Source organism: Dactylosporangium maewongense, from assembly GCF_039531485.1.
Taxonomy (GTDB): Bacteria; Actinomycetota; Actinomycetes; order Mycobacteriales; family Micromonosporaceae; genus Dactylosporangium; species Dactylosporangium maewongense.
The window spans coordinates 363,300-379,358 of record NZ_BAAAQD010000009.1 but is presented as its reverse complement, the minus strand read 5'-3'; the positions used below and the strand labels follow the sequence as shown (position 1 = coordinate 379,358).

General features: G+C 74.4%; 15 protein-coding genes. 3 read left to right on the top strand and 12 right to left on the bottom strand.

Annotated features, from left to right (window positions below; translation table 11 throughout):
* Positions 1-44: 44 nt before the first annotated feature.
* The 5 genes from ABD332_RS24370 to ABD332_RS24350 all read right to left on the bottom strand — a co-directional run bounded on the left by ABD332_RS24370 (position 45) and on the right by ABD332_RS24350 (position 3,868).
* On the bottom strand, positions 45-1,658 hold the full coding sequence (locus ABD332_RS24370; protein WP_425552279.1) for a cellulase family glycosylhydrolase: 1,614 nt from the start codon (positions 1,656-1,658) through the stop codon (positions 45-47).
* A 140-nt stretch (positions 1,659-1,798) separates the two neighbouring features.
* Positions 1,799-2,554 carry a DUF305 domain-containing protein gene (locus ABD332_RS24365; RefSeq protein WP_344504386.1) on the bottom strand — a complete coding sequence of 252 codons (756 nt, stop codon included), beginning with the start codon at positions 2,552-2,554 and terminating at the stop codon, positions 1,799-1,801.
* Positions 2,554-2,715, bottom strand: a complete 162-nt coding sequence (locus ABD332_RS24360; RefSeq protein ID WP_344504385.1) for a hypothetical protein — start codon at positions 2,713-2,715, stop codon at positions 2,554-2,556. Before ABD332_RS24360 ends, ABD332_RS24365 begins: the two co-directional genes overlap by 1 nt.
* A gap of 108 nt (positions 2,716-2,823) precedes the next feature.
* Positions 2,824-3,222, bottom strand: coding sequence for a hypothetical protein (locus ABD332_RS24355; RefSeq protein ID WP_344504384.1), 399 nt, complete (start codon positions 3,220-3,222; stop codon positions 2,824-2,826).
* Positions 3,223-3,274: 52 nt separating this feature from the next.
* Complete coding sequence (locus ABD332_RS24350; protein WP_344504383.1) at positions 3,275-3,868, bottom strand: DNA mismatch repair protein MutL; 594 nt, start codon at positions 3,866-3,868, stop codon at positions 3,275-3,277.
* Positions 3,869-3,927: 59 nt separating this feature from the next.
* On the opposite strand from ABD332_RS24350, the gene ABD332_RS24345 reads away from it, so the two are divergent.
* Both ABD332_RS24345 and ABD332_RS24340 read left to right on the top strand, forming a co-directional pair.
* A complete protein-coding gene (locus ABD332_RS24345) occupies positions 3,928-4,641 on the top strand; it encodes a response regulator transcription factor (RefSeq protein WP_344504382.1) in 714 nt (237 codons plus the stop codon).
* Entirely contained in the window at positions 4,638-5,957 is a 1,320-nt protein-coding gene (locus tag ABD332_RS24340; RefSeq protein WP_344504381.1) for a sensor histidine kinase, read from the top strand. Before ABD332_RS24345 ends, ABD332_RS24340 begins: the two co-directional genes overlap by 4 nt.
* A gap of 34 nt (positions 5,958-5,991) precedes the next feature.
* Here ABD332_RS24340 and ABD332_RS24335 read toward each other — a convergent pair whose 3' ends face one another.
* From ABD332_RS24335 to ABD332_RS24310, 6 genes are all read right to left on the bottom strand, one after another.
* Positions 5,992-7,473, bottom strand: a complete 1,482-nt coding sequence (locus ABD332_RS24335; RefSeq protein ID WP_344504446.1) for a serine/threonine-protein kinase — start codon at positions 7,471-7,473, stop codon at positions 5,992-5,994.
* Between the two features lie 101 nt (positions 7,474-7,574).
* Positions 7,575-8,171 carry a TetR/AcrR family transcriptional regulator gene (locus ABD332_RS24330; protein ID WP_344504380.1) on the bottom strand — a complete coding sequence of 199 codons (597 nt, stop codon included), beginning with the start codon at positions 8,169-8,171 and terminating at the stop codon, positions 7,575-7,577.
* Between the two features lie 12 nt (positions 8,172-8,183).
* Positions 8,184-10,331, bottom strand: coding sequence for a YhgE/Pip family protein (locus tag ABD332_RS24325; RefSeq protein WP_344504379.1), 2,148 nt, complete (start codon positions 10,329-10,331; stop codon positions 8,184-8,186).
* A complete protein-coding gene (locus tag ABD332_RS24320; protein WP_344504378.1) occupies positions 10,328-10,909 on the bottom strand; it encodes an ATP-binding cassette domain-containing protein in 582 nt (193 codons plus the stop codon). Before ABD332_RS24320 ends, ABD332_RS24325 begins: the two co-directional genes overlap by 4 nt.
* A gap of 79 nt (positions 10,910-10,988) precedes the next feature.
* Positions 10,989-12,614, bottom strand: a complete 1,626-nt coding sequence (locus ABD332_RS24315) for a methyl-accepting chemotaxis protein (protein WP_344504377.1) — start codon at positions 12,612-12,614, stop codon at positions 10,989-10,991.
* A gap of 65 nt (positions 12,615-12,679) precedes the next feature.
* The gene (locus ABD332_RS24310) at positions 12,680-13,642 is read right to left on the bottom strand and encodes a LysR substrate-binding domain-containing protein (RefSeq protein ID WP_344504376.1); all 963 of its coding nucleotides are present in this window, start codon (positions 13,640-13,642) and stop codon (positions 12,680-12,682) included.
* Positions 13,643-13,713: 71 nt separating this feature from the next.
* Here ABD332_RS24310 and ABD332_RS24305 point away from each other — a divergent pair, with 71 nt between their 5' ends.
* The gene (locus ABD332_RS24305; protein ID WP_344504375.1) at positions 13,714-14,922 is read left to right on the top strand and encodes an MFS transporter; all 1,209 of its coding nucleotides are present in this window, start codon (positions 13,714-13,716) and stop codon (positions 14,920-14,922) included.
* 136 nt (positions 14,923-15,058) lie between these two features.
* On the opposite strand, the gene ABD332_RS24300 is transcribed toward ABD332_RS24305, so the two are convergent.
* Positions 15,059-15,637 (bottom strand): DUF305 domain-containing protein, encoded by a 579-nt coding sequence (locus ABD332_RS24300; RefSeq protein WP_344504374.1) that lies wholly within the window; start codon positions 15,635-15,637, stop codon positions 15,059-15,061.
* Between the last annotated feature and the right edge of the window lie 422 nt (positions 15,638-16,059).

Below are 16,059 nucleotides of genomic sequence, written 5' to 3'. Positions count from 1 at the left end.
GCCGGTCCTGGGACCAAGACCGGCGCGGCGGGGTCAGTACAGCGTCAGGAGCAGGTCACGCCGTTGAGCTTGACGTTGCTCGGGGCGGGGGTGGAGGGGCCGTTGGCGGTGAAGCCGACCGACACCGACGCGCCCGCGGCGAGGGACGGGGCCCAGGAGGGGCCGGCGGCGGTGAACGTGGTGCCCGACTGGGTCACCGTGGCGTTCCAGCCGCTGGCGAGGGTCACGCCCGACGGGACCGTCCACGTGATCGAGAACGGGTTGACCGCGGCGCTGCCGGTGTTCTTCACCGTGACGGCCGCCTGGTAGCCGCCCTGCCACGCGTTGTCGATGCGGACGGTGGCGGTGCAGGAGCCGGTGCCCGTGTTGCCGGACGGCGACGTCGAGACCGACGGCGAGACCGAGCGCGACGGCGAGACCGAGCCGGTCGGGTTCGTGCCGCCGACGGGCGGGATGAGGTACGGCTGCAGGATCGACTGCTTCTGCTGGTTGACCGTCTTCCAGTCGTCGCCGACGATGCCGCCCGTGTCGCCGGAGTTGGGGTTCCAGGACCAGTAGGTGAAGTCCATGCCGGTGACGCCGGTGCCCATGTACTCCATGAGCTTCTTCAGCCACAGCACGTCCTGCGGGCTCTGCAACGTCGAGCCGAACTCGCCGACGAGCACCGGCGCGATGTTCTGCTTCTCCAGGTAACCCCAGAACTGGTCCCAGATGGCGGGGAGGTTGTTCGGGAACGCCGGGTCGTCGAACCACGCCTGGTGGTAGACGGAGTTGCCGTACTCGTGCGCGGAGTAGACGAGCTTGTTGGCCTTGTTGAGCCGGACCGGGAACTGGCCGGCCTTCGACAGGTTGCCGCCCCACCAGCCGCACGGCTCGTCGGGGATGTTGTCCCACGCGTTGGCGTTGCCGCCGCTGGGGCAGCTGACGCCCTCCACGACGATGAGCCAGTTGGGGTTGACCTCCAGGATGGCGTTGCCGGCGCGCTCGGCGGCCAGGCGCCAGTCCCGGTTCACGTCGCCGCAGCCCCAGCACGACCCGGTGCCGTTCGGGTCCGTACCGTCCGCGTGCGGCTCGTTGTGCAGGTCCGCGCCGACGACGGTCGGGTTGTTGGCGTAGTGCTGGGCGAGCGAACGCCAGTTGCTGATCCAGGTCGACTCCGGCGTCGCCGACACGTACCAGAGGGCGCTCTGACCGGCGCTGGTCGGGCGGTGCCGGTCCAGCAGGATGCGCATGCCCTTCGTGCCGGCGTAGGCGACGACCTTGTCGAGGATCTGCAGCGGGGTCAGGCCCTGCAGGTCGGGGTTGGTGTAGCCGTCGACGCTGTTGGCGGTCGCGCCGGGCTTCAGGGCGTCCTCGGAGAACGGCACGCGCAGCGTGTTGTAGCCGAGGCTCGCCATCTGGTCGATGTGGTCGCGCCACGGGCGGGCCCACAGGCCGTGGAACGTCTTGTTGTCGGTCTCCATGCCGAACCAGTTGATGCCGGTCAGGCGCACCGGGTTGCCGCCGGCGTCGATGATCTGGTTGCCGCGCGTGCTCAGGTAGCCCGTGCCGGTGCCGCCCACGGCCGCCGACGCCGTGCTGTTGAGCCCGATGACGACGACCGCGCCGACAACGGCCAGGCTGCTGGCCGCGACGGCGGCCCAGAGTCTTCTCACCACACCCTCCTCAGTCGAAACTGCCACCGGGACGGGAGTCGTGGCAGTGGCAGGCCGACGCTAGGAGCGGGCGATCGCACGTGTCGTCGCCGCCGCCACGGTACGAGCAAAACCGCAGGTCAGCCGGGCGTGAAGGGCGAAAGTTACATCGTGGGAAGCTGCGCCAGCAGCTTGCTGTGCGCGTCCAGGACCTGCTGGGCGGCGGCCTTGGTGGCGGGGTCGGCGCCGTTCTTCGCCTCTGACCCGCACAGCGCGGTGGTGCCGGTCAGGTGGTCGCGGAGCACCTCGAGGGCCTTCGCCGGCTGCTGCGCGGCGGGCACGGCGCGGATCGCCGCCATGTCGGCGTCGACGACCATCCCGGGCAGGTCGTGCCCGGCGTGGATGCTGGAGTCCTCGACGGCGCCACCGTCCGCGAGGGCCTTGCGCAACGCGGCGAGCTCGGCCCGGTGACCGTCGGCGGCGGAGCGGGCGATCGGCGTGAGCGCCGGGTCGCCGCCGGTGACGATGAGGTCGAACAGCTGCCCGGCGCTGGTGTTCAGGGAGATCATCAGCTGCAGGTACGCGATGTCCGTCGGGTTCAGCGACGTCACCGCGACCGGTGCGGTGCTGCGCTGCGCCGTGGGGGCCGTCGGCTCGTGGGCGGGCCTCGCCCAGAGGACCACGACGGCGAACGCGGCGACCAGCACGATCAGGACCGCCCCGACCCTGCGCCAGCCGTCCCGCCCGCGCTCCCCGGCCCCCTCGATTTCCGCTGCTTCCGCGGTACCGGTGGAGTCCGCGCTTTCAGAAGCCTTCGGTGCTTCCGATGCCTCCGTCGCCGCGGCCTCCTCGACCGGTGCCTCGGTGGCGGGCGCGTCCGAGGTCTCTGCTTCCGGGGCCTCGGCCGGTTGGTTCGACATCACCGGCCGCCACCCCCGCCGCGGCGGGGAGGGAGGTCCACCGCGGTCGGGGTGGCGGCCCCGACCGACGGTGCCGCGGTGCTGTGCGCAGCCGCGGTCCGGTCCGCGGGGTGCAGGCGCAGCCCCGGCAGACCTGTGGACACGATCCGGGCGGTGGTCACGCATCGACGGTAAACGCCGGAACCTGCGGAGCGCATTAGCTGAACTTTAAGATTTGTCCTGGTCGCCCCGACGTTCTCCGGCGCCGCGGATAACAGTTTTTCCGCAGGTCACGCACCGAAGTGGTTGGTCTGCGTATTGTTTTCGCCGACCTGGACGCCATTGGATTTGGTGATGGTGAAGCCGGGCCGGGCCGGCAGCAGCCGGGCGATCTCGGCCGCGAGCTCCGGGTCCTGCGCGAGCGCGGCGCGCACCTGTGCCCGCACGATCTCGGCGAGGTCCTCGTCGGCGGGCGACCCGGCGAGATCGACGACCGCCCCCTCGATCTGCGCGCCGCGGCCGGACCGGAAGAGCCGCGCCAGCACCCGCCGCCCCACGCCGATGGTGCCGTCCACGGTCGCGTCACTGGCCTGGTCGGCGACGCGTTGGACGACCGCTGTGCCGTACGCGCCGACCGCCGCGGAAACGAACGGCACGACCGCGCTGGTGACCTCGCCGACATCGATCATGACAACCTCCCGGGAAACGTCACCGCCTGTGTAGCACGCCCGGTCGAGGCGGTCAGGTCCCGATGCGGGTGACGGTGCCGTGCGGGGCGCCCTGCCACCACATCGCATCGACGAGGAAGGCGGCGTCGCCACCGGCGGAGATGAACTGCACGACCAGCCGGCTCGGCTCGGTCTGCCCCCGCGACACGGAATACCCGTCGCGGGGCGTCGCCGTGACGACGGAGACGGCACCGTCGCGGATGCGGATGACCGCGTCGCCGCCCTCGGACCGGAACGAGCGCAGGTACGTGTCGACGCCATCGGCGCCGGTCGTCACGGTCCAGCCGTCGACGACGCGGGCGGGGGCGGCGGTCGTGACCTTCGCGGTCGGGGTGGCGGCCGCCGACGTGCGCGGCACCGCCGAGGTCGGCGCCTGCGGCGTGGTCCCGGCGGCCGCGGGCGGGGAGACCGGCGTGGTGAGCGGCGGCAGGCCGGGCTGCGGGATCAGGTCGCCCGGCCCGCGCGCCTCCGCGGCCGGCACGGGCAGCGAGTCGGACGGCACGGCCGTGCGCAGCACGGGGCGCAGCGCCAGCGACGCGACGCCGATACTCGCCGTGGTCGCCAGGCACCACAGCAGCACCGGCACCGCCGCACGTCTGACCCGCACCGGCAGATCTTCTCACCCGCCCCGCTCCACATGGCAAACCCGGCGGTTACCGTGTTGCCATGCCGCTGATCCTGCTCGTCGAGGACGACGTCGCCGTGTCCGGCGCCCTGTCCAGGGCGTTGACCGACGCCGGTCACGTGGTGCGTCCGGTCGGCAACGCCGGGTCCGCGCTGCGGGTCATCGCGACCGACCCGCCCGACCTGGTCATCCTCGACCTCGGGCTGCCGGACATGGACGGGCTCGACGTGCTGCGGATGCTGCGCGGCATCTCCAACGCGCCGGTCATCGTCGCCACCGCCCGGCGCTCGGAACGCGACATCATCCGGCTGCTCGACGCCGGCGCCGACGACTACGTGACGAAGCCGTTCTCCAGCGCCCAGATGTCGGCGCGGATCAACGCGGTCCTGCGCCGCGGGCAAGGCACCCCCGGACCCGCCGCCGTGCCGGCGGGCGTGACGATCGGCACGCTGCACGTCAACCCGCAGCAGCGGTTCGCGTCCATCGGCGGCCAGCCGCTGCAGCTGACGAAGAAGGAGTTCGATCTGCTGGCGTACCTCGCCCAGCGGTCCGGCCGGGTGGTGAGCCGGCGGGAGCTGCTGACCGAGGTGTGGCAGCGCCCCGACAGCTCCGGCGAGGACCAGACGATCGACGTCCACGTGTCCTGGCTGCGCCGCAAGCTCGGCGAGAGCGCGACCCAGCCGCGGTATCTGCGCACGTTCCGCGGGGTCGGGGTCATGCTCGTCGACCCGGACCAGGCACCCGCACAGCCATGAGAAACGCGCTCATGCGCCTCTCGTTCGCGATCACCTCGATGATCGCGCTGGCCTTCCTGGTGCCGCTCGCCTACGTCACCAAGGAGATCGCCCACGACCGTGCCCTGGCCGAGGCCCGCTACCAGGCCGACGCGATGGTCGCCGCCCTCGCGTCAACGTCCGGCAACGGATCCGGCGCCCTGGACCGCGCCGTCGCCACGGTGCCGGCCGGGCAGAGCGGGCGGCTCGCCGTGCACCTGCTCGGGGAGCCGACGGTCGGCACCAGCCACGCCGCAGCCGTTGAGGTGGACCGCGCCGCCACGCAGGGCAGGTCGCTCACCGTCGACGCGCCCGGCGGCGTCGCCTACCTCCAGACGGTTGTCCTGGACGGCGACCGGACCGCGGTCGTCGAGGTGTACGTGTCCGACGGCGACCTCAGCCGCGGTGTCGGCGCCGCCTGGCTGGCCCTCGCCGGGCTCGCGGTCGTCCTCATCGGCGGCTCGATCCTGGTCGCGGACCGGCTCGGCGCGCAGATCGTGCGCTCCACACAGCGCCTCGCGGAGGGCGCCCGGGCCTTCGGCGACGGCGACCTGCACGCGCGCGTCGAGCCGGACGGCCCGCCGGAGCTGCGGGACGCGGCGCGCAGCTTCAACCGCATGGCGGACCAGATGGTCGCCTTCGCCGACGCCGAACGCGAGCTCGCCGCCGACCTCTCCCACCGCCTCCGCACCCCCCTGACGGCGCTGCGCCTGGACGCCGACGCGATGCCGCCGGGCCCGATCGGCGAACGCATGCGCCAGGCGTTCGACGCCCTCGACGACGAGATCGAGCAGATCATCACGACCGCCCGCCGGTCCGCCGCCGACCGCGTGCCCGAGAGCACCGACCTGGTCGAGGTCGTCGCCGACCGCCTCGCGTTCTGGTCGGTGCTCGCCGAGGACCAGCAGCGCCCCTGGCGGGTCGTCGGCGGCCAGGAGCCCGTGTGGGTGCCGGTCGCCGAGTCCGACCTGGTCTCCGCGGTCGACTGCATGCTCGGCAACGTCTTCCAGCACACCCCGGAAGGCACCGGCTTCGAGGTCCACGTCTCCCCGCGCGGCCTCATCGTCGACGACGCCGGCCCCGGCATCGCCGACCCGGCGCGTGCCCTCCGCCGCGGCTCCAGCGGCGCCGGCTCCACCGGGCTGGGCCTGGACATCGTCCGACGCGTCGCGGAAACCGCCGGCGGCCGCCTCGTCGTGGAGCGCAGCCCGCTGCGCGGGGCGCGCGTCGCCGTCGTCCTGGAGCCGGTCGCCCTCACGACCCCGCCGCCCCGCCCCCAGCGCCGCGTCGTCCGCTGACGCACCGTCGGCGGACCCGGCCGCGGTGAGCGCCTCAGTCGTCCTCGTTGCGGGGCGGTGGCAGGCTCGCCGCGAGCCGGTCCAGGCTGGCGAGCACGGCGGTGTACCCGGCCTGCTGCGTCTTGCCGTCCTTGCGCTGCTCGCCGAGCTTCCTGCGCAGCTCGGCCACCTTGTCCGCCGCCTTCTCCTCGTCGCCCTTGGTGATGAACCGCTCGATCTCGTCGAGCCGCTTGTTCAGCTCCCGCGCCGACTCGGTGGAGAGTTGCCCGGCCCCCGCCTGCTCGCTGACGGTCGCGCGCGCCGCGGCGAGCGCGTCACCGGGCAGGCTCGGGGACGGGGCAGCGCTGGTCGGCGCGGCACCGGACGTCGGGGGCGCGACGGCCGCCGCCGAGCTCGTCGGGCCGGCGCCTGACGACGGCGAGCCGTCGCGTCCGGCCATGATCGCGGCCGTGACGGCGACGACCGCCACGAGGACGACGACCGCGGCGAGCGCGACGCCGATCGGTCCGATCCCGGTGCGGCGGCCCGCGGGAGCCACCTCCGCGGCCGGCGTCACCGGCATCGACTGGGTCGGCGCGACGACGGCCGCGGTGGCCCGGACCGGCTGCCGCGCGGCGGGGACGGCGGCGGTGGGGACGGCGGCGGTGGGGACGGCCGGGAAGGCTGCGGTGGCGGCCGGTGCCGTGCCGTCACCGAGGTGCTGCAGCAGGGCCCGGGCCTCGGCCGCCGTCGCCGGCCGGTCGTCCGGTCGCTTGGCCAGCAGCCTCGCGAGAATCCCGTCCACCCGCGGCGGCAGGCCGGGCCGGACCGTGGAGGCCGGCACGACCGGCTGGTTCACGTGCTGCCACGCGATCCGCATCGGCGTCTCGCCGGCGAACGGTGGCTGCCCGGTCAGCATCGTGTACACCACGCACCCGAGCGCGTACACGTCGCTGCGGGCGTCGACCGGCCCGCCGGTGATCTGTTCGGGCGCCATGAACGCGGTGGTCCCGAGCACCTGCGCCGACGCGGTGAGCTCGGCCTGCCCGGCGCCGGTGACGCGGGCGATCCCGAAGTCGCAGACCTTCACCCGGTCGGCGCCGGCGCCGGTGAAGAGGATGTTGGCCGGCTTGACGTCCCGGTGGATCACCCCGGCGGCGTGCGCGGCCTCGAGCGCGTCGCAGACCTGCACCGCGACGGCGGCGGCAGCCGCGGGCGGCAGCGGGCCGGCGACGAGCCGGTCGGCGAGGCTCCCGCCCTCCACCAGCTCCATCACCAGGAACGACACCGCACCGCCGAAGTGCGCGTCGGCGTCGACGCCGACGTCGTGGATCGCGACGATGTTCGGGTGCGACAGCCGGGCGACGGTGCGCGCCTCCCGGTCGAACCGCTCCCGCGCCATCCGGTCCACCGCGCCGGCATCGGGCAGGACCTTGACCGCCACCGCACGGCCCAGCCGGCGGTCGAATCCCAGCCACACCTCGGCCATACCGCCCCGGCCCAGCACACGCCGAAGCTCATACCGACCGCCCAGCACAACCTCGACCACGGCCTACCCTGACACAGCCCGGCCCGCATCGCACAGCCGGCGGCCGGGCCGCCGGTCACCGGCCGGTCCCGCAGGACCGCCGGACGGCGTCACACGCCCACCCGGGCCCGGATCACGGTGATCAGCGCCTCCTGGACATCAGCCAGGGAGCGGTCGGGCTCGAAGACGAGCCAGTCGACGGCGACGACGAGGCAGACGCCGAACAGCGCCGCCGCCGCCATCCGGACGTCCAGCGCGGCGTCGAAGTGACCCTCGTCGACGCCGCGGCGCAGGGCGCCGGCGATGACGTCGACGGCCTCGCTGCGCAGGAGCTGCAGCGTCTGATGCCACTCGCGGTTGGTCCGCCACATCTCCGAGAGCAGCAGCTGCGCGAAGGAGCGGTGCCGTTCGATGTACGCCAGCTCCGCCCGGATCAGCGCCAGGACCGCCTCGGGCGGCGACACGCCCGCGACGGCGGCCCGGAAGTCGGCGGTGAGCAGGCCGACGCCGTGCCGCAGCAACTCCTCGAAGAGGGCGTTCTTCGAGGAGAAGTTGTAGTAGACGGTGCCCTTGGCGACACCGGCGCGCAGGGCGATGTCGTCGACGGTCGTGGCGGAGAACCCGTGCTCGGCGATGAGCTCCATCGCCGCGTCGTACAGCCGCTGCCGGGTGTCGGTGCGCCGCCTGGTCCGGCCGTCCTCCGCCACGTACGAAACCCCCTACATCACCAGATCCGGGTGCAGCTTGGACGTCGTCAGGCGGCGGCCGCGCCACGCCGCCAGGGTCGTCAGCGCGAACGCCGCGGCGGCGAACCCGGCCAGGACCAAGGCACCCGTGACGACCGTACCGCCCGGGCCGCCGTTGACGAGATGCCGGACCCCCGACACGACGTACGTCATCGGCAGGAACGGATGGATCGCCTGCAGCACACCGGGGGTCGTCTCGATCGGGTACGTGCCGCCGGACGACGTGAGCTGCAGCATCAGCACCGCGAGGGCGACGAGCCGGCCGGCCGCGCCGAGCCGGGCGCCGAGCCACTGCACGATCGCGGTGAACGCGACCGCCGTCAGGCACAGGAACCCGTACATGGCCAGCGGGTGCGCGGGGTGCAGGCCGAGCGCGAACCGCACCACCAGGAACAGCGCGGTCGCCTGGGCGACGCCGACGGCCAGGCCCGGCAGCCAGCCGGCCAGGGCCGCGCGGTGGGCGGGCGCGCCCGACACGAGATGCCGGCGGGTCAGGGGGCGCAGCACCATGTAGCTGATCATGGCGCCGACCCAGAGGGCGAGGCCGAGGAAGTACGGCGCGAACCCGGCCCCGTACGTCGCGGACGGGTGCTCGGTGGAGCGGTCCAGCGCGACGGGGTCGCCGAGGACGCCGGCCCGCTCGGCGCGGGTGTCCGGGTCGTAGCCGGGGATCTTCGCCGCACCGTCGGACAGGCCGCGGGCGAGCCGGCTGGCGCCGTCGGACAGCTCGCCGAGCCCACCGGCGAGGCGCCGCCCACCGTCGGAGAGGGCGCCGAGGCCGTCGTCGAGCTGCTGGGCGCCGGTGGAGAGCCGGAAGATGCCGCCGGACAGGTCGCGGGCGCCGTCGCGGGCCTCGCCGGCGCCGGCGTGCAGCTGGGCCGCGCCGCCGGCGAGCCGGTCGAGGCCGTCGGCGAGCTGGTCGACCTGGGCGCGGGCGGCGGCGACGTCGTCGGCGAGGTGCGGGGCCGCCGCCGCGACCTGCCGGGCGAGCTTCGACGCGCGGTCCAGGTCGGCGCGGACCGCACCGAGGTCGCCGGTCTCGAGCCGGGTCTCCACGGAGCGGGCCGCGGTGACAGCGGCGTCCGCGGCGGCGACGGCCGTCTTGTACTCGGCGGTGCCGGCGATCTGCGGATACCGCGACCCGAGCGTGTCCAGGGCGGCGCGGGTCGCGGTCGCCCGCTCCGTCGCGGTCCGGGCGAGGGCGGGCAGCGCGTCGAGGTGCTCGCGGAGCAGGTCGGCGCCGTCGGCGATGCTGGTCGCGGCGGCCTCGATGAGGGCGGCGTTGTCGCGCAGCACCGGCTCGACCGTGTCGGCCGCGGCGCCGACCTTGGTGGCGAGCAGGCGCCCACCGGCGGCGGCCTGGGCGGTGCCGTCGGCGAGCTGCGCGGCGCCCTGGTCGAGGGCGACGAGCCCGTCGTACAGCCGCTGCGAGCCCTTCGTCGCCTCGTCGAGACCCGCGGCGAGGTCCCCGGCGCCGCCGGCGGCCCGGTCGAGGCCGCTCACCAGCGAGCCGGCACCGGCACCGGCCTGGGTGGCACCGGCGGAGAGCTGCCCGGCGGCGTCGGCGGCCTGGGCGGTCTGCGACTTGAGGTCGGTGAAGCCGATCAGCATCCGGTCGAAGTAGCCGCCGGCGACGGACGCGGCGGCGCTGGCGCGGACCTCGGTGAAGACGCTGCGCGACAGCTGGCCGGTGAGGTAGTTGGTGGCGTCGTCGTTGACCACGAGCAGCCGGCCACCGGTCGGGTCGCGGTCCGGGTCCGGCGGCGTGACCAGGGACGCGGAGAAGTCCGCCGGGATCTCGAAGACGAGCTGGAACCGCCCGTCGGCGAGCCCCTTGCGGGCCGCGGCCTCGGTGGTCTGCTGCCAGCCGAAGACGTCCCGGCGCAGCAGCTTCGCGGTGAGGTCGTCACCGGCGTGCACGGTGCTGCCGTCGGCGGCGGTCGCGGGCCGGTCCGCGTTGACGACGGCGACCGGGATGTGACGCATGTTGCCGTACGGGTCCCAGAACGCCCACAGGTACAGCGCCCCGTACAGCAGCGGGATCAGCGCCAGCACGACCAGCGCCGCCACGGTGATCGGCGCGCGGGTGAACCGCCGCAACTCGAACCGTGCCAGCCTCATCGCTGCCCCTCCAGCTCGAACACGCTTCCGGTCCCGGCTGCGGCAACCTCGCGGGCGGCGGCGATGACGGCGATCCCGTCGCCGGTGAGGGCGTCGAGGGCCTCGTCCAGCAGCGCGCGCTCCTCGACGGACAGGCCGCTGTCGACGTCGTCGACGACGACCGCGGCCGGGGCGGCGACCCTGGCCAGGGTGAGGCCGAGCAGGTGCCGGCCGAGGACGTCGAGGTCGCGGCCCAGCGTGCCGGGGTCCAGCGCCGGGTCGATGGCGACCGGACGCCGCCTCCTGAAGGGACCGTCGAGCAGCAGCCGGCGCTCCTCGACGTGCTCGGCGACGGTCAGCGCGGGCTCCGGCTCGTGCACGCCGGGGACGTGCGCCAGGGCGACGACGCCCTCCCGCCGGACGGTGCCGGCGCTGGTCCTGAAGCAGCCGGCGAGGGCGAGCAGCAGCGACGTGCGGCCGCTGCCGGCCGGGCCGGTGACGGTGACCCGCTCCCCCGCGGCGACGTCGAGGTCGACGTCGCGGAACACCCAGCCGCGCCGGGTCCGGGCGCCGAGCCCGCGCGCTTCCACCACGCTCATGGCGGCCTCCTGACTTTGAACTGACCAGTCAGTCTAAAAACATTGCCGCATGGTGACGCAAATGGATGTGCTGGAGGTCTCAGACCCGGAAGCCCGCCACGAGGGTCCTGACCTCGTGCGACATGCGGGCGAGCTCCGCCGAGGTACGCTGCGACTCGGCCACGCCCTCGGTCGTGACCTGGGCGGCGGCGGCGACCGAGCCGATGCTGGAGGCGATCTCGGTGATCCCGCCGGCCGCCTCGGCGACCCCGCGGTTCATCTCGCCGGTGGTCGCGGTCTGCTGCTCGACCGCGGACGCGATGGTCAGCTGGTAGTCGTTGATCTTCGCGATGATCTCGCCGATGTTGCGGATCGCGGTGACCGCGGTGTCGGTGTCGGCCTGGATGCCGGCGACGCGGCGGGAGATGTCCTCGGTGGCCCGGGCCGTCTCCTGGGCGAGGTCCTTGACCTCGGTCGCCACGACGGCGAAGCCCTTGCCGGCCTCCCCGGCGCGGGCCGCCTCGATCGTCGCGTTCAGGGCCAGGAGGTTGGTCTGCCCGGCGATCGACGTGATCGTCTTGACGACGTTGCCGATCTCGTGCGACGACTCGCCGAGCTTCGACACGGTGGCGTCGGTCGCCCGCGCCGCCGACACGGCCTCGCCGACGACGAGGGCGGCCTCGTTGGCGTTCTGCGAGATCTCCCGGATCGACAGGCTCATCTCCTGCGAGCCCGCCGACACGGTGTGCACGTTGCGGGTCACCTCGTCGGCGGCGCTCGCCACGACGGCGACCTGGTCGCTGGTCTGCGCGGCGCTCGTCGCGATCTGCGTGCTGGCCCCCGACAGCTGCTCGGCCGCGGCCGCGAGGGTCGACGAGGTCCGCCCCAGCGTCCGCACCGCCGCGCCCATGCTCTGGGTCGCCCGGTTGAGCGCGCCGGCCATCGCGCCGACCTCGTCGCGGGTGTCGAGGTCGAGCCGGCCGGTGAGGTCGCCGTCGGCCATCTGCGCCAGCACCCCGCCGACGAGGCGGATCGGCCCGACGATCCGGCGCACCGTGACCCAGCCGAGGGCCGCGGCGATCAGGCAGCCGGCGACGAGGCAGGCGACGATGACGCCACGGCTGCTGGAGTACTGGTCCGCGTTGTGCTTCGCGGCCGCCGCCGCGGAGGTCCGCTCGTAGGCGGCGAGCCCGTCGAGGGCCTTGTTGGCGGCGTCGACCAGTGATGCGGCCGCGCTCTGGTACGCCTGCTCGTACACGGCGGCATCGCTGGCGGCGGCCGCCTGGACGAGCCGCTCGTCGCGGACCTTGTGCAGGCCGGTGACGGCCTGCCGCAGCGCGGCGAGCAGCTGCTCCTGGGGACCGTGCGTCCCGAGTGCCTGGTAGGCGTCGATGCCGTCCTGCAGCTCCTTCGCCGCGCCGAGGGCCCGCTGGCGCTGCGCCTCGGTGGCCGCCGGCGTCGTGGCGATCGCCATCATCGCCAGGCTGTTGATCTCGTCGTCGAGCGCGCCCTGCGTGGTGTTGAGCATGCTGGTCGGCAGCAGGTTGTCGCGGTAGATCGCGGTGGCGTTGGCGTTGGCGGTGCCCAGCGCGGCCAGCCCGGCCCAGGCGACCAGGCCGCCGGCGAGGAGCGCGACGGCCAGCGCCGCCGTGATCTTCACACCGATCCGGATGTCGCCGAACCACCGGAGCGGCCCGCCCGCACGGCGGGGCGTCGTGTCCGTCATGGCACCTCATCGCAGAGAACCCGTTTGCCGTCCGTTCGGCCCGCGGCGCACCCACCTGAGCGAATTCAGCGCTCGAGACGGTGGGCGTCGACCATGTCGAGCAGCGCGCGGACCGCCGCGCTCGGACCTCGCGCGGAGGCCGTCGCCACCCCGAACGTCCAGCGCAGCCCCGCCCCGGTGACCGACAGCGTCACCAGCCCGTCACCGGACCCCACCGCGAAGCGCGGGATGAGTGCCACCCCGAGGCCGTTGCGCACGTAGTCGGCGACGGTGGCGATGTCGGCGACCTCCAGCGCCACCCGCCGCTGCAGGCCCGCGGCGGCGAAGCCCCGGTCGACCTCGGTCCGGTTGCCGTAGCCGGGCGGCGAGTCCACGAACGGCTCATCGACAAGATCGGCGAGGCTCACGGAAGCCCTGCCGGCAGGGCCCACAGAAGCCGTGCCGGCGGGGCGCCGGGAAGACTTGCCGGCGAGGTCTGTCGCGCCCGCGCCGGCGAGCCTGTGCCCGGCCGGCAGCACCGCGACGATCGGCTCGGCGACGAGGACGCGCACCGACAGGCCCGCCGGCGGGCGCCCGGCCAGCGACACGAACGCGACGTCGAGCTCCCCGTCCAGCAGCGCCCGGGCCAGCCCCGCCGAGCCGGTCGGCGCCGCCCGCATCCGCAGGTCGACGCCTGGGTGCTCGGCGCGGAACTGGCCGAGCAGCCCCGGCAGGTCGACGAAGCCGACCGAGATCAGGGTGCCGATGCGCACCGTGCCGCGCAGCCCGCCGCGGACCTCGTCGACGGCGTCCCGGGCGGCCTGGGCCGCGTCGATCGTCGCCCGGGCCGCGGGCAGCAGCGCCGTGCCGGCGTCGGTCAGCGCGACGCGCTGCGACGTGCGCTCGAACAGCGGCGTGCCGAGCTCCCGCTCCAGCGCCCGGATCGCGGCGGACACCCCGGACTGCACCACCCGCAGCCGCTGGGCCGCGCGGGAGAAGTTGCGCTCCTCGGCGACGGTCACGAAGTACACCAGATGCCGCAGTTCCATCACCGATGATGATAGCTGCGAGCACGAACATTCGTCGCAGGTGATCGACCCGCCGCGGCACAGTCGGGCCCATGACCAGTGTGCTGACCCGCCCCGCCCGACCGGCTCCGGCGGCTCCGTCGACGTCCCGCCACGAGCGGGGGTTCTGGACCGTCGCGGCGGCGTTCGCGGTGTCCCTGGCGTTCACCGTCGTGCCGACCCCGCTGTGGGCGATCTACCAGCGGCACGACGGCTACTCGACGATCGACGTCACGGTCGCGTTCGCCGCGTACGCGTTCGGCGTCATCGTCAGCCTGTTCCTCGCCGGCCACCTGTCTGACCTGTGGGGCCGGCGCCGGGTCCTGCTGCCGGCGATCCTGCTCGAGGCGGCGGCCGCCGCGCTGTTCCTGACCTCGACGTCGCTCGGCGTGGTCGTCGCCGCCCGGGTCTTGTCCGGGCTCGGCGTCGGCATGCTCACCGCGACCGCCACCGCGCACCTGTCCGAGCTGCACGCCGCAGCCCGCCCGTCCGCCGGCCGGGCCCGGGCCGACCTGGTCGCGACCGTGGCGAACCTCGGCGGCTTCGCGGCCGGCCCGCTGCTGGCCGGCCTGCTCGCCCAGTTCGGCCCCGCGCCGCTGCGCACCTCCTACGCGGTCTTCCTGGTGCTCCTGCTCGCGGCGGCTGCCGTGGTCGCCCGCGTCCCGGAGACGGTCTCCGTCGCGCCGCGCCCGCGCCGGTACCGCCCGCAGCGGATCTCTCCCCGCTACCTCGCCGCCGGCGGTGGCGCGTTCGCGGCGCTGTCGGTGCTGGGCCTGTTCACCTCGCTGGCGCCGGCCTTCGTCGCGGGCACCCTGCACCACCCGTCGCGGGCCCTCGCCGGCCTGGTCGCGGCGATGGTGTTCGCCAGCGGTGCCGCCACGCAGATCCTGCTGCGCCGCGAGCCGGTGCGCCGGCAGGTCGCCGGCGGCGTGGTGCTCATGGCCGCCGGCCTGCTGACGCTGACCGCCGGCGTGTGGGCGGCGAGCCTGCCGGTGTTCCTGCTCGGCGGCGCGGTCGCCGGCGGCGGCGCGGGCGCGCTGCTCAAGGGCGCGGTCTCCACGGTCGTCGACCTGGCGTCCCCGGCCACCCGCGGCGAGGCCCTCGCAGCGGTGTTCCTCGGCGGCTACCTCGGGCTCGCCGTGCCCGTCCTCGGCCTCGGCGTGGCGACGCAGTTCCTGCCGGCAAGGGTGGCGCTGCTGGGCTTCGCCACGGTCACCGTCCTGGTCACCGCCCTCGCCGGCCACCGCCTTCTCCGCCGCTGACCGCTTTCCGTGATCCGGAAGACTTTGTGCTGCTATGACGACACAAAGTCTTCCGGATCACGGGAAACCCGCCTCCGCCCCACCCGCAGTGATCCGGAAGACCTTGAGCACCCCTGACTGCACGAAGTCTTCCGGATCATGGGGAAGGGGGGAGCTGGGTCAGGCCGGCGGTGCGAGATGACTCGACCTGCCTGGCGAGGTCCTTGACGGCGGCGCTGGTGCCGTTGGTGATCTCGGAGCGGGCCAGGTTCGCCAGCTGATCCAGGTGCTCCCGCAGACACGCGGTGACCTTCCGGTCGAACTCGGCGCCGCCGGCCCCGCCGATCGCGGCCAGGCTGTCGGCGTCGACGAGGCCCGGCATCTTGTGCCCGGCGTGCGGGTTGGTCTCGTCCAGCCCGGCGCCGCGGCGCAGCGTCTTGAGCTGCTGGATCTCGCCGGTGTACCGGCTGCGCAGCTCACCGGCCAGCTGGACCAGCCGCTGGTCGGCGCCGCGCTCCTTCGCGAGGTCGAGGACCGGCAGCAGCTGCTCGTCCATCGGGATCATCAGCTGGACCCACGCGATGTCGGTGCCGCCGAAGTCGGTCGTGGCCGGCGCGCTGGCCGGCGCGGCCTTCGCGGCCGGTGGCGGCTCGACCTGGTCGCCCGCGCACGCGGACCCGAGGGCCAGGACGAGGGTCAGGACCAGGACCTGCGAAGCGGCGGGGCGGGGTGGCACGGGCGGGCTCCCTTCGTCGGGGACCGATCCCGCGGTCGCGGCGGTCAGGGCGCCCAGAGCCCGGAGCGACCGGCCGCGACCGCGGGATCGATGCAACGGGACGGCGGCTCGCGCGGTCGTCCCGCCGGCGGCGACCCCAACCCGGTCGCCGTCGGTGACGTGCTGGTGGACCCTCCGGCCTGCCTGAACGGCACGGCCCGGACGGCGCACCTGGCCGGCACCGGTGGGCGCGGCGCGGGCCGGGAAACGGCACCGCGGGCCCGTCGGACGATCTTCGAGCAGCCCCCGCCTGGACGACCAACCCGAACAGCCTGTCCTACGGCGTCGGTCAGGTGACCCAGCCAACCCCCGTCGATCCGTTCGGATCGTGTGGCCGGCCACCTCGGCGCTGCTCCCCGCCGGCACCCGACCCGGCTGGAGAG

Bases quoted from the DNA above. Each gene is read 5' to 3' on its own strand.
- ABD332_RS24325 (WP_344504379.1), bottom strand. From the start codon at position 10,331: ATGAGGCTGGCACGGTTCGAGTTGCGGCGGTTCACCCGCGCGCCGATC.
- ABD332_RS24355 (WP_344504384.1), bottom strand. From the start codon at position 3,222: ATGATCGATGTCGGCGAGGTCACCAGCGCGGTCGTGCCGTTCGTTTCC.
- ABD332_RS24315 (WP_344504377.1), bottom strand. From the start codon at position 12,614: ATGACGGACACGACGCCCCGCCGTGCGGGCGGGCCGCTCCGGTGGTTC.
- ABD332_RS24305 (WP_344504375.1), top strand. From the start codon at position 13,714: ATGACCAGTGTGCTGACCCGCCCCGCCCGACCGGCTCCGGCGGCTCCG.
- ABD332_RS24340 (WP_344504381.1), top strand. From the start codon at position 4,638: ATGAGAAACGCGCTCATGCGCCTCTCGTTCGCGATCACCTCGATGATC.
- ABD332_RS24345 (WP_344504382.1), top strand. From the start codon at position 3,928: ATGCCGCTGATCCTGCTCGTCGAGGACGACGTCGCCGTGTCCGGCGCC.
- ABD332_RS24320 (WP_344504378.1), bottom strand. From the start codon at position 10,909: ATGAGCGTGGTGGAAGCGCGCGGGCTCGGCGCCCGGACCCGGCGCGGC.
- ABD332_RS24310 (WP_344504376.1), bottom strand. From the start codon at position 13,642: ATGGAACTGCGGCATCTGGTGTACTTCGTGACCGTCGCCGAGGAGCGC.
- ABD332_RS24365 (WP_344504386.1), bottom strand. From the start codon at position 2,554: ATGTCGAACCAACCGGCCGAGGCCCCGGAAGCAGAGACCTCGGACGCG.